Annotated in this window: 14 protein-coding genes and 3 pseudogenes; 3 read left to right on the top strand and 14 right to left on the bottom strand. The window is 35.9% G+C overall.

The window, feature by feature from the left end:
- Positions 1 to 134 precede the first annotated feature (134 nt).
- The 11 genes and pseudogenes from L3081_RS28140 to L3081_RS08645 all read right to left on the bottom strand — a co-directional run bounded on the left by L3081_RS28140 (position 135) and on the right by L3081_RS08645 (position 7,445).
- Positions 135 to 554 carry a DUF1456 family protein gene (locus L3081_RS28140; RefSeq protein ID WP_338027200.1) on the bottom strand — a complete coding sequence of 140 codons (420 nt, stop codon included), beginning with the start codon at positions 552 to 554 and terminating at the stop codon, positions 135 to 137.
- 172 nt (positions 555 to 726) lie between these two features.
- Positions 727 to 813: a hypothetical protein gene (locus tag L3081_RS28135; RefSeq protein WP_338027285.1), complete on the bottom strand. Its 87-nt coding sequence runs from the start codon at positions 811 to 813 to the stop codon at positions 727 to 729.
- Positions 814 to 1,027: 214 nt separating this feature from the next.
- The gene (locus L3081_RS08685) at positions 1,028 to 1,438 is read right to left on the bottom strand and encodes an HvfA family oxazolone/thioamide-modified RiPP metallophore (RefSeq protein WP_242284939.1); all 411 of its coding nucleotides are present in this window, start codon (positions 1,436 to 1,438) and stop codon (positions 1,028 to 1,030) included.
- A 216-nt stretch (positions 1,439 to 1,654) separates the two neighbouring features.
- A complete protein-coding gene (locus tag L3081_RS08680; RefSeq protein ID WP_242284937.1) occupies positions 1,655 to 1,810 on the bottom strand; it encodes a hypothetical protein in 156 nt (51 codons plus the stop codon).
- Between the two features lie 13 nt (positions 1,811 to 1,823).
- Positions 1,824 to 2,942 (bottom strand): tetratricopeptide repeat protein, encoded by a 1,119-nt coding sequence (locus L3081_RS08675; RefSeq protein ID WP_242284936.1) that lies wholly within the window; start codon positions 2,940 to 2,942, stop codon positions 1,824 to 1,826.
- Positions 2,943 to 2,944: 2 nt separating this feature from the next.
- Positions 2,945 to 3,561, bottom strand: a pseudogene (locus L3081_RS08670) (energy transducer TonB).
- A 3-nt stretch (positions 3,562 to 3,564) separates the two neighbouring features.
- A complete protein-coding gene (locus L3081_RS08665; RefSeq protein WP_242284935.1) occupies positions 3,565 to 3,969 on the bottom strand; it encodes an ExbD/TolR family protein in 405 nt (134 codons plus the stop codon).
- A gap of 12 nt (positions 3,970 to 3,981) precedes the next feature.
- Positions 3,982 to 4,507: pseudogene (locus L3081_RS08660) on the bottom strand (MotA/TolQ/ExbB proton channel family protein).
- Positions 4,507 to 5,854, bottom strand: a pseudogene (locus tag L3081_RS08655) (MotA/TolQ/ExbB proton channel family protein). The pseudogenes L3081_RS08660 and L3081_RS08655 overlap by 1 nt, the downstream one beginning before the upstream one ends.
- Complete coding sequence (locus tag L3081_RS08650; RefSeq protein WP_242284934.1) at positions 5,854 to 6,633, bottom strand: DUF3450 domain-containing protein; 780 nt, start codon at positions 6,631 to 6,633, stop codon at positions 5,854 to 5,856. The pseudogene L3081_RS08655 and the gene L3081_RS08650 overlap by 1 nt, the downstream one beginning before the upstream one ends.
- A gap of 446 nt (positions 6,634 to 7,079) precedes the next feature.
- Entirely contained in the window at positions 7,080 to 7,445 is a 366-nt protein-coding gene (locus tag L3081_RS08645) for an MGMT family protein (RefSeq protein ID WP_242284931.1), read from the bottom strand.
- A 97-nt stretch (positions 7,446 to 7,542) separates the two neighbouring features.
- Here L3081_RS08645 and L3081_RS08640 point away from each other — a divergent pair, with 97 nt between their 5' ends.
- Entirely contained in the window at positions 7,543 to 7,998 is a 456-nt protein-coding gene (locus L3081_RS08640) for a YaiI/YqxD family protein (RefSeq protein ID WP_242284930.1), read from the top strand.
- Between the two features lie 8 nt (positions 7,999 to 8,006).
- On the opposite strand, the gene L3081_RS08635 is transcribed toward L3081_RS08640, so the two are convergent.
- Together L3081_RS08635 and L3081_RS08630 are read right to left on the bottom strand one after the other, a co-directional pair.
- Entirely contained in the window at positions 8,007 to 8,786 is a 780-nt protein-coding gene (locus L3081_RS08635; RefSeq protein ID WP_338027284.1) for an ion transporter, read from the bottom strand.
- 42 nt (positions 8,787 to 8,828) lie between these two features.
- The gene (locus L3081_RS08630; protein WP_242284926.1) at positions 8,829 to 9,485 is read right to left on the bottom strand and encodes an MBL fold metallo-hydrolase; all 657 of its coding nucleotides are present in this window, start codon (positions 9,483 to 9,485) and stop codon (positions 8,829 to 8,831) included.
- Between the two features lie 180 nt (positions 9,486 to 9,665).
- Here L3081_RS08630 and L3081_RS08625 point away from each other — a divergent pair, with 180 nt between their 5' ends.
- A complete protein-coding gene (locus L3081_RS08625; RefSeq protein ID WP_242284925.1) occupies positions 9,666 to 10,175 on the top strand; it encodes an SLC5/6 family protein in 510 nt (169 codons plus the stop codon).
- Positions 10,162 to 11,007 (top strand): sodium-dependent transporter, encoded by an 846-nt coding sequence (locus L3081_RS08620; RefSeq protein ID WP_242284923.1) that lies wholly within the window; start codon positions 10,162 to 10,164, stop codon positions 11,005 to 11,007. Before L3081_RS08625 ends, L3081_RS08620 begins: the two co-directional genes overlap by 14 nt.
- Positions 11,008 to 11,050: 43 nt before the next feature.
- Here the strand turns inward: L3081_RS08620 and L3081_RS08615 are convergent, their stop codons facing one another.
- Positions 11,051 to 12,367, bottom strand: a complete 1,317-nt coding sequence (locus tag L3081_RS08615) for a DNA recombination protein RmuC (RefSeq protein WP_242284921.1) — start codon at positions 12,365 to 12,367, stop codon at positions 11,051 to 11,053.
- Positions 12,368 to 12,406 lie beyond the last annotated feature (39 nt).

The raw sequence follows: 12,406 nt of genomic DNA, 5'->3' as shown, positions 1-12,406 counted from the left end.
ATAAACTGATAAAAGTTCAATAAAACAAAAATAAACGCATAGGAATATTTTTTCAGGAATAAATGACCAACACTGGGGAAGCTAAGCAGTGATTATGGGCTTTAAGTGGTTTATTCATAACACATAAATTAAGTTTATTTACCAGATTGTTTATAAATATCTTCCGGTTTAAGCTTTAATACTTTCCGTGCAGGTTGTACTTTATTACTCACACTTTTTGGATTAGTATACAGGGCACTAACATTAGGTCTTGCACCATCAACATATTGCTCAGTTACTTTAGTTTTACCTTTAGCTTTATCGGTTGCTTTGTATTTATCCCCATGACTATTCGAAGGAGGCACTTTTTCCTCAAACTTAGATGTTCTAGCTACGTGATACTTTTTATCAATTGCTTGTAGTAAATTACGTAATACTTGATCTTTGCATTCACGGTAATGCTTGTGGCCCACCTTTCTCGTAAATGCACTAAGCTCTGCCTTATTTAAACAAAAACCAACGCTATTAAGCAGCTCAATGAGCTCTTCTGCTTTTAAATTCAGTGCTATTTTCAACTTAGTCAGTACTATATTATTAGTTAAGCGTTTTTCAAGTAGTGGCTGCTTCCCTTCCTTTTTCCCTCTTTTCTCATCAATAAATCCATTTAAAAAAGCGGCTAGGTCAAAATCTTGACAACTAACAAAGTCAACATCATTATCTTTTTTTAACCATTGGCTGACTTGCTCTCTAGTAACTGTTACGCCGGACCGATAAAAACAAAGCTATCATCTTTTTATCGTTGTAATTAAAAGTATAACGTAATCGACGCAGCACATCATTATTGTTCAAATTTATTCCTATTGGGCAAAGTTAAATTATAAAAGTTGGTTTATTTATTTTAACAGCTTTAGTCTATTATTAAAATCTAGGATTTATGATGAATAATTATCAGTGTTTTAGCCACTGTGCTTTCTTCACAAAAAAACGAGCGTATGCTCGTTTTTTAAATAAAATAAGATCGGTATAGTAACTTAGCCAATTTTATAAATTAACTTTCACCACATTTGGTTTTAGCTTTAGCTTTGTTTTCACCACATTTGCCTTCACCACACTTCATTTTGGCTTTAGCTTTGCTTTCACCACATTTGCCTTCACCACACTTAGTTTTGGCTTTAGCTTTGCTCTCACCACATTTGCCTTCACCGCACTTAGTTTTGGCTTTAGCTTTGCTCTCACCACATTTGCCTTCACCACACTTAGTTTTGGCTTTAGCTTTAGCTTTGCTCTCACCACACTTACCTTCACCACATTTTGCATCAGTAGATTCTTCTGCAACAATTGTGACTAAATTTTGTGAAGTAAAGGGGTTGGTTTCTGCTTTTACTGCATTACTAGCAACAAAAGCAAAGGCCAATAGCCCCATAATTGCAGTTAAACGTGATGTTTTAAATAAACTCATGATATGTTTCCTTATTATTAATTATAAATACTCGAACGGTATAAATTGTTTACCTGTTCAAATAGACCTTTGAACTAGTATTAAAATTTCAATTTTATTGAATTTTATTTATTTTATTTATTTTATTTATTTTATTTATTTTATTTTATAAAAAAGCCAGTATCCCCTTTAAAAGAATAGGCGGCTTTATAAAAAATAAGCATGAACCTTATTTAACTATATTGATACGTTTTTACGTCTCGCAGTATCCGCAATGAAACCTTTCCAACCTTTTGCCGCTTTACGTGACTTAGGATCATCCATTGCCTTATTGATAGCTGTATAAGCTTCTTTATATTTTCCAAGGTAAAAATAAGATTCTGCAATACTCATGTATAGACGTCCCTCATTTTTTATCCCTAATTCTAATGCTTTGTTCAACAGCTGGAATTGCTTTTGCAAATTGTTCGTCTTGCTTCAACAACATTCCTTGCTTGCTATAATGTTTAGCTTCACCAGTCATCTTGGCTAACTCACCATAATACTTAGCAGCTGTACTAACATGTTGTGCTGCATGCCATGCATTAGCTAACGTTGAGATATTCTTGTCATCTCGTTTGACCAAACCTGAAGCAATATGTTTTTCTAATAACGTAGCTGCTTTATAAGGCGACTCATTAGAAGAATATAAATTTGCTAACGTTTTAATCTGAGATTCTTTTTCAAGAAAACCCTGTTTATATGCTAGGTCAAGAGTTTGCAATGCTTTAGGATAATTTTCAACAAGCAAATAAAACATTGATAACTGTGTCCACCACGTTTTATTTTCAGGGAAAATTAATATAACCGTTTCCAATACATCAATTGCTTCTTTATATTTTTTGCGTTCATAATAAGAAGTTAATTTTAATATATATGGATTTTGGTTTGGTTTATCAGCATAAGCAGCAATAGCTTTATCAGCAGGAACAATCATTTTATCTAATTGTTTCAACTCATAATTTGCTTGCGCTATTTTAACCCAAGTGCCACCATCATTTTTACCTGTAAAGTCCATCCAAGCATAATAATTAGCTAAAGCATTTTTATAGTCTTTCGTTTGCATTTGCAAATCAGCCAATAACTTTAAAGCTTCGCCTTGGTCACCTTCATTTAAAATATCAGGTGCTAATGCTTGATTAAGATAATTTATAGCTTCTTTTTCATGGTCACCTTTTGTAGCGTACATTACCGCTATAAAACGTGATACATAAGCTTTATCATAATCCTTACTAGCATCAATATCCTTTAAGATTACTAAAGCACCATCAATATCATCTTCTTGGTAAGATTCAAAAGCTTTTTGTACTTTCTTACCAACAGATGGACCAACAAGCTGCGTAGGACGTTTTTTCTTTTCTTCTTGAGCAGCAGCCATTGCATTGTCAGCAACAACTAACTGTCCCATTAAAAGCGAAGCGATAACAACTAACGAAGTCGATGCTTTTATAAAAGAAAAGTTCTTAAGGTTAAATTGTTTAAACATAACTACTTCCCTCCGTCCATTTTAAAGTCAAGTTGAACTGTTAAACCTGGTTGTCTCATCGGTTTACCTTCAACAACTTTAGGCTTATATTTCCACTTTCTAAGTGCACGTTTAGCTTCTTTGTCGAACACGCGCTTAGGTTGAGCTTCAATTACTTCAACATCTTCAACACCACCAATTTCATTGATCGTAAAAGAAAGTTTAACCCAACCTTCTTTACCATCACGTGCGGCTTGAATAGGGTACTTAGGCTCTATTCGAACAATTGGTGTTGCATCACCGTCGCGACCGAAACCACCCCCGGTGCAGATAACCCTGTTGATGCCCCTGATAATTGCACTCCCGGCATATTAAATTGCAACCCACTTGTGTCGTTACTTGCTTCAGGCTCTGGAGTCTGTTGCTTTGGCGGCGCTTTGGGTGGCGGCGGTGGCGGTGGCGGAACACGTCGACGTGTTTCTGCAGAAGACTTTGGCGGCGTAGTATTTACTTCTACGATTATATTCTCTTGTGCCTCTTCTTTGCTTCTATCACCGCTAGAAACAAGGAAAGCCATAAAAGCAAATAAACCAAAGGTAACCACAGCGCCTAGTAGTATTGATACTAAAAAGCGTCCCATACTCTACCCCTTCGCTGCAGCAATGGATATTCTAAGACCACTTCCTGCTTCTTTAATTGCATCCATAACTTTAACAACAACACCGTGCTTAGCGTCTTTATCAGCTTGGATAATTACAACATCAGTTGGTTGCTCAGCAAGTAGTTTTTCAATCCTTGCGCCAACACGTTCGATGTCAACACGACCTTTATCTAACCATATTTCACCATTATCTTTGACTGCAATAAAAATATTAGCGTTTTTCTGTTTAGTTTGTTGTGCTGCTTTAGGTTTATTTACTTCAATACCGGCTTCTTTAACAAAAGAAGTGGTTACGATGAAGAAGATCAGCATGATAAATACAATGTCAAGCATTGGTGTCATATCAATTGCCGCTTCTTCGTCCTCACGAATTTTTTTACGTGCCATGAAAATATCTCTCTAGTGATGAGGTAAACTGTCAACCAGTTTAGCCTTTGCTAGTTTAACTTGAGCGTCTAGTCTTGAACTAAAAAACACGCCAGATAGTGCTGCTACCATACCCGCCATTGTCGGGATAGTTGCCTGCGAAATACCTGCGGCCATTAATCGCGGATTGCCCGTACCTTGTTGTGCCATTGTTTCAAACACCCCAATCATACCGGTTACTGTTCCCAACAAACCAATTAATGGACACATTGCCACTAAAGTTCTGATGGTAACCATACGCTGTTCAAGCAGTTCGTTTGCTTCGGAAATCCAAGTCTCTCTAATACGATGTGCATACCAAGACGTTGTGTCTGAGCGTGCATCCCAACGAGAAACAATATCGTTTTTCATTCTTTGGGTAGACTGCTGATAAGAACCAATAACGTTCTATCATCATTATCCACATCAATAAGAGTGCAAAGGCAACAACGTAAAGTACGTTCCCGCCAGTTGCAATAAAACCCCTGACAGATTCCCAAAGCTCTATCAGGAATAACATTATTTAGACTCCTTCTCAGCAATCGCAGCAATTAAGCCTGCACTTTGCTCGTCTAGTTTTTGTAAAACGCCTTTCGCTTTACCGGCAACAATTGAATGGATAAGAATAAGTGGCAATGCACAAATCAAACCTAATGCAGTAGTAACTAACGCTAGTGAGATATTACCGACCATAATTTTCGGGTCACCTGTACCAAACAATGTAATAGTTTGGAACGTCATAATCATACCGATTACTGTACCTAATAGACCCATTAATGGAGCAATAGCAGCAAACATTTTGATTAAGTTAACACCACGATCTACTTTTGGTGTTTCACGTAATATACCTTCATCAAGTTTAAGCTCTAATGTTTCAGCATCAACAGCTTTGTTGTCATGATAAATTTGTAATAAACGACCTAGAGGGTTGTTAGAGTTAGGCGTATCAAGATTTTTCTCTTGCGCTTTAATTTTAGAGCTCATGCTACCTAATACAATAATGCGTTCAAGTGCAATTAAACAACCAATAATTAAAAGAACAGTGATTGCATAACCAACTTCTTTACCTTCATGGAAGAATTCTTCTAAAGTTTTCTTACGTGTTTCTAGTGATAAAATACCACCACGTGAAGGATCCACGTAAACACCTGTATAACCTGATGTTGAATTGAAGAAGGTAGTTGCCGTGTTTGCAATATAACCAAGCAGGTTGTTTAGGTAATGGTTGAACTTGACCAACTTCATCATTATAGGTTAAGTAACCATTGTCAGATACTAAATTGAAAGTACCTAATCGTGTTACTGTTTCCGTAGATTTAGAGCCATCTAAGTTAGTTACTTCAGTTGTGAATTTTGAAATTTTACCAGATTGGGTCATTTCAGTTTGTAAAGAAAACCATAATTCTTCAAGATCTTCCAACGCAGGAATTTCTTTAGCGTTAGCAATACGATTTAACGCTTCACCACGACCTGGGAATTCAGCACTTACGATTGACGTTGCTATTTGACCGTATGCTCCCGCAGCAGCTGCACGAGAAACACCAAACATTTCACCTAATGTACCCGTGGCATTATCTAACTCAACTTCTTTTTGAGCTAAAGTAATTTCGTTTGCCGCGTATTCTTTACTTAAACGTTTGTTACGAGCGTTTTGATCCGCTAATTCTTTTTTCGCTTTATTTAACAGTGCTTGTTTATCAGCACGTGCTGAAATAAATTCTGCTTCACGCTTTTTATCAAGTTTTGCTTCAGAAACACGATCTGATTTAACTTGTTTTAATAAATCATCTAATTGATTTGCTTGTGATGATGCAACTAAACCGGTCATTATTGCTGCTAGCGTTACAAAATTAATAACTTTCTTCATTATTCTGCTCCTGCTGCAAATACTGGTAATTTAGTTAAATCCATTGGAAGTTGTTTACGTGCCATAGCGATAGCATCTTTAACTGGTTTTAAGTATTCGTCACTTAATTCTTCCCATGCACGACTTTGGTTATTCCATAACCAAGAGCGTTTACCATCAAGAGACTGTGCTACAAAAGCAATACGTCCCATATGAACAAAATCCGCGGTTAGTGTAGTGCCGTTAAAATCCATTTCTGCTTGGTAAGCATCAAAAATAGTGCCGTAACCGGCTTCAATTTCATACGCTTCAAGTACTAAACGGAATTGTTCAGACGTAGTAACGTTCGAGTTAGTCATTACATCACGTAAGTTCTCAACACGCTCTTTACGACGTTCAATATTCATTGGAACATCTAGGTCAATAAATTTTTCTAAGGTGTCGATCATTTTGTACATTAGTGGTACAACACCTTGTTTTATCTTATCAATACCATTAATTTGCTTTTGTAATGATGCGATATTTGCTTTTTGATCATCAATCATTCGTTGAACGTGATCGTTATAGCCGCTTAGTACCTCAGCTTCATCAACCGTATTACGATACTCAGCAAGAAGTTCTTGCGTTTGTTCGTAAAGCGTATTGATTTTCGCTTGTGATTTAGCTGATTGCTTAAATATATTAGCTTCAGCGTTTTGAAGGTCTGATAATGCATCAGCAGCAGCGATATTACTACCTGTTAATGCTAGTGCGCCTACCATCGCCGTGGCGATAAGGCTTTTCTTACTTACTTTGGACATAGTTCCCAACCATTGCTATTTAAATTTTGATAACAAAGATTTTTGTTACCGCAAATATAAAAATCTGTCGTTTTGTTATGTGTAACTTTTATGAATACAACCTATCGATAATCCCAAATGACAATCAAACTGTCAAGATAGGAATTCTAAAGTTATCTATTTTTTTCTAGTAATAAATAAAAAATATCACACAAATAAAATGAAATATTTATGTAAATAAATCATTTCAAGTTTCAAGTATGGTCTTTTTTGATTATTACTTAAGCAAAATAGCCTAAAATCAGGCACAAATAAATTGCTTTGCATGTTTTACTAATTCTTTCGTAGCAAGTCAACTTTATTTGTACCATTTGCCTATTTAAAATACAGTGCTTGAACTACATTGTGGCGATAAAATGCGTTATATTCTAGTTCACCTAGCGTAAAAAACGCGAATACCCGCTAGGTCAATATTTTAAAGTGAACAATAGTTCTGTCATATTAGGTTGCCATTGAAACTCAACTAGATTTATTTTTCCTGCAATAACAGCTACTTGTTCATCTTGTAAAAATTGTGTCTGTTTTTTAAAATGACTATTATCAAACGAAAATGAAATTTTGCCCTGCGCGTTTATTACACGATACCAAGGCACTGCTTTTTTTTGCCAACCTGATTTAGGTACTTTACCAAGTGCCTTACCTACAAGTCTAGCCTTACCAGGCAGACCGGCTAAATCAGCAATTTGTCCATAACAAGCTACTTTTCCTTCAGGAATTTTTTGTACTGTCTCCCAGATTTGTATGTATTTAGGATTAATTTCTTGAGATGTCATTTAAAAAAAGTGTCTTATCGAAATAAATGATGCATTATCATATCAGTGTAAAATATTTATTAATACTCACATTGATTGCAGAGGTTTTATTATATTTATGAAAATTTGGGTTGACGCGGATGCGTGTCCGGTAGTGATAAAAGACATCTTATTTAAAGCAGCTGAGCGAACAAAAATTCATACAACATTAATCGCTAATCATCACTTAAGGATACCTCCCTCAAGTGTGATTCACTTTATACAAGTTAGTTCAGGTTTTGATATTGCTGACGATGAAATTGTTAAAAAAGTAGTAAAAAACGATCTAGTGATCACCGCAGACATACCTTTAGCGGATGAAATTATAAGCAAGTCGGCTATAGTTTTGAGTCCAAGAGGCGAGCTTTTAACCAAAGAAAATATAAAATCTCGCTTAAATATTCGTGACTTTATGGATACGATGAGAGCAAGCGGTATACAAACAGGCGGACCTGCTGCCATGAGTCAAAGTGATCGCCAAACTTTTGCCAATCACTTAGACCGAATTTTGATGCGTTATCAAAAATCCAAATAAAATCTACATTACTTATTTAACAATAGCCGCTTAATTTCAGCTAACTCGATCTCAAGTTTTTCAATTTGAGCTCGACTGGCAGGCTCACCACCATCACCTGTTTCTCCGTGCTGCTCCGCACGATAGTTTTCATGCTCTTGGCTCATCACTTCAAGTACGGTACCCACCATCATATTTAAGAAAACAAATGCAGTTAAAAAGATAAAACTTAAATAATAAATCCAACTGAGGGGATATATTTCCATAGTTTCATACATCACATCTGTCCAATCTTCAAAAGTAGCAACCCGAAACAACGTCAACATGGAAATGGAGACATTTCCCCATAACACTTCATTTATTTGATGGAAAAACATACTTCCCATTGCCGCATAAATATAAAAAATTACAAACATTAACAACGCGATATACCCCATTCGAGGAATAGCTTTTAGTAATGCATTAATCAATAAGCGTAACTCAGGAACCATAGAAACAAGACGTAATACTCTAAACACTCTCAGTAAGCGAGCCAGTAAAACGCCGGAACCACCAACAGGTATCAAGCTACCAATAACAATAACAGTGTCAAAAATATTCCATCCGCTGCGAAAGAATTGTTTTTTATCTGGGTAGGCTAAAAAACGGATAGTTATTTCAATCACAAAAAAAATAGTCACGCAAAAATCTAGCAAAGTAAGTATTGCGATTGTGTTTTCAGACAAGTTATGTGTTTTAACGCCAATTAATAATGCCGAAACTAAAATCACGGCAATAACTATTCCTTGAAATAACTTGCTCGAATCAATTTTTTTAAACGCTTTTGCGTGCGAAAAATAAAGTTTGCCATATTATCGATTTATACCTACTGCTTGATCGCTAACATAAGGATTAGTAAGACGTTCAATACCAAAAGTACTCATTGGACCATGTCCGGGAATAAAGCGAACATCATCACCTAATTTGAACAGGTTATTTCGAATAGAATGAATTAATGTTCTATGGTCGCCTTTAGGAAAATCGGTCCTACCAATAGAGCCCTGAAATAGAACATCCCCCACCTGAGCAAGCTTTGACTCTCGGTGAAAAAATATGACATGACCTGGCGTGTGCCCAGGGCAAAAATAAACCTCTAAAGTGATATTACCGAAGCTTACCGTATTCCCTTGTTCTAAAAAGCGATTTGGAGTAAATGATTCTGCATAAGAAAACCCAAAACGTTGCTTTTGTTCTTCAATTAAATCTATCCAAAACTGATCTTCTTTATGAGGACCTTCTATAACCACATTATACTGTTTGGATAATGCCTTAGTAGCCCCAACATGATCAATATGGGCATGAGTTAATAGTACCTTTTCTAAAGTTAATTCATGGTTTTCAATAGCCGCTATAATTTTTTCAAGGTCTCCGCCAGGATCAACTACAGCGGCCTTTTTAGTTTCATCACACCAAAATAATGTACAATTTTGCTGAAAAGGGGTTACAGGGATTATTTCGTACTTAAGCATGGTTACTCTATCTGTATAGCTTATTCTAAAATTTGCCAAATAATAGCATAACTTTTTATTGGAAAGCTGCAGAAAAAGCATTCATTTGTTGTGTACAATAGTCATTAAGACTTCCCCTTACCTCTTTTACTAGGTAAGCTCCCTTTTTAATCTATATTCTTACTCTATAATTGTAACTTTATGTCATCATCAAGCACATCTCGCGATTCTTTTCATTCTCGTATTGGTTTTGTATTAGCAGCTGCCGGCTCTGCCATTGGGTTAGGTAATATCTGGGGCTTTCCAACACAAGCAGCCAATAATGGCGGCGGTGCATTTTTATTTGTCTATCTTATTGTTACACTTTTATTAGCGCTTCCTGCGTTGTATGCAGAAGTATATATAGGTAATCAAGCACAAAAAAATCCTGTTGGCGCATTAGCACAGGCTTGTGGCGACCGGTTTAAAAAGATTGGTCACTGTGCGGGTATTATTGGCCTGGTTGGCGCTATTATGATGTTAAGTTTCTATACAATAGTTGTCGGCCGGATGTTAGCTCATGCATTGAGCGCACTTTTAGAACTCTTTGGTTACATTGATATTGCTACCTGGTTATCAACATCAAGCACACTTCGTAATATTATTTTCACACCTATTTTCATTGTGCTAGGAGCAGGGATAATCCATCAAGGTGTTCATGCTTGGTATTGAACGATGGTCTGGTCGGTTAATGCCTATTTTACTGCTCATGTTGATTAGTCTTATTATTTATATTTTACAACAAGATGGGGCAATAGAAGGCCTCACTTTATATCTCATACCTGACTTTTCGCAAGTAACCAACCCTAAATTAATCATTTCTGCCATGGGCCAGGCATTTTTCTCATTGTCAATTGGAGTTGGCGGTATGATGGTTTACGGCTCTTATATGAAAAGAGATCAAGACATTGGCAAGTTAGTTATCTCTATCGCAGCTCTTGATACGGTCATTGCTTTTTTAGGTTTTACTCATTATACCCGCTTTATTTGTAGCACAACATGCTTTGGTCAAGAAGTGTTTTCTGGCGGTCACCTTATTGGAGAAGGTCAATTAATTTTCCAAATTTTGCCAACACTATTTAGGTCTATGGGGTCTATTGGATTAATCGTTGCTTTTGTTTTCTTTACGTTGTTGTCTATAGCCGCGCTCACCTCCACAATTTCAACAACAGAAGTACCTGTTTCCTATTTAGTTGAAGATAAAAAACTTAACCGTAACCGTGCAACTTGGTTAGTATCAGGTATCGTCTTATTAGCCAACTTAACTCTTATCTCATTTTTTGATGTTCTATTTGGCTTAGTAGTCCAGTTATTAACAACGATACTACAGCCACTGATGTCATTATTCTATTTCATTGTTATCGGTTGGATTTGGCAACGAGGTAACAGACTCACTAATATAGCTACATTACAAAATGATGTAAAATTAAAAGCTTTCGGATTCTATTTACGCTTTGTTTGCCCTATTTTGCTATTGATCGTTTTTATTAATGTCGCCTTTTAGCTATCATATAAACAGGGTTCATTAGGAGCACAAAGTAAACGACTTATTCTATTTGGTATAAGTCTTCTTTTTCCTCTTCAAGTAGATCTACTTTTTCAATTTTTTCAAAACGGTTAGAAATTTTATCTGCTGATGTATGAATTTGTTTTACATCAACAGCAGCTTGATCTATATGTTTGGCCAAATTGGCAAATCGACTTTTAAAACGGTCAAAATCTTGTCCCAACTCAGATAGATGTGCTTGAATAATATGTATTTGTTTTCGTGTAGCCTCATCTTTTAACACAGATCTTGCTGTTGTAAGTATAGCCATTAGGGTAGTGGGAGAAACTAACCAAACCCGCTTTTTATTAGCATAATCAACTAAATCACTTTGATGTCCATGAATTTCAGCAAAAACCGCCTCCGCCGGAATAAACATTATTGCTCCATCAGCGGTTTCCTTATCAATCAAATATTTTCCGCTAATATCATTAATATGTTTTTTAATATCAATTTTAAATTGTCGTTGCGCTAACTTTCTATCTGATTCAGCCAATTCAAAATCCATCATTTTACGGTAGCTTTCTAACGGGAATTTTGCATCAACGACTACATTACCAGTAGGGTCAGGTAAAAATAATACACAGTCCGCAATTTTTCCATTCGATAAAGTATGTTGTAGTTTAAAGCTTTGCTCTGGTAAAACATTACGAATTAAGCCACTAAGTTGTACTTCGCCAAAAGCACCTCGTGAGCGTTTATCATTCAAAACTTCTTGCAAACTGACCACGTTGGTTGACAATTCAGTAATCTTTTTCTGGGCATCATCAATCAACGCTAATCGCTGTAGAATATCGCTAAACGTTTTAGTCGTTTTTTCAAAGCCTTCACTAAGTCGCTTTTCTACCTGACCACTAATATCTTGTAAGCGTTTATCCGTGGCATTTGTTAAGACATCAATACGTTTGGCCATTTGCTCACTACTTTGTATTAAAGACTTACTTAACTCTTCACGGTTTGCTTTAGTCGTTGTATTTAAGTGCGTAATTAACTGCTCGAGTGTTTGATTTTGGTTTTGCCCCAACGTTTGATTCAATTGTTCTTTATGACTACTTAACTCTCTTAAAAGCTTAAGGCGAAGATCTGCCATTTGTTGCTCAAACGTACTGGATAACTGCAATTGCTGTTTATCGAAAAACTGTATTAGCATACTATTTTGAGAAGATAATGATTGTTCCACCATGACAGTTAACAAATTGATTTTCTTGTTGTGTGCTGCATTTTGTCTATAAATGAACAAAAGAACTAACAACAATACAACAACCGCAGCATTAACAACAAAAGCAATAAATTCAGTTTGTTGCATGATAAATGACATATAAAAAACCTTAAGCACTGTAAATAACAACAGTTATTT

This window comes from Colwellia maritima (assembly GCF_022669015.1).
GTDB classification, from domain to species: domain Bacteria; phylum Pseudomonadota; class Gammaproteobacteria; order Enterobacterales; family Alteromonadaceae; genus Colwellia; species Colwellia maritima.
Note: the sequence above shows the minus strand (reverse complement) of the source record. Positions and strands in the feature narration are given on the sequence as shown.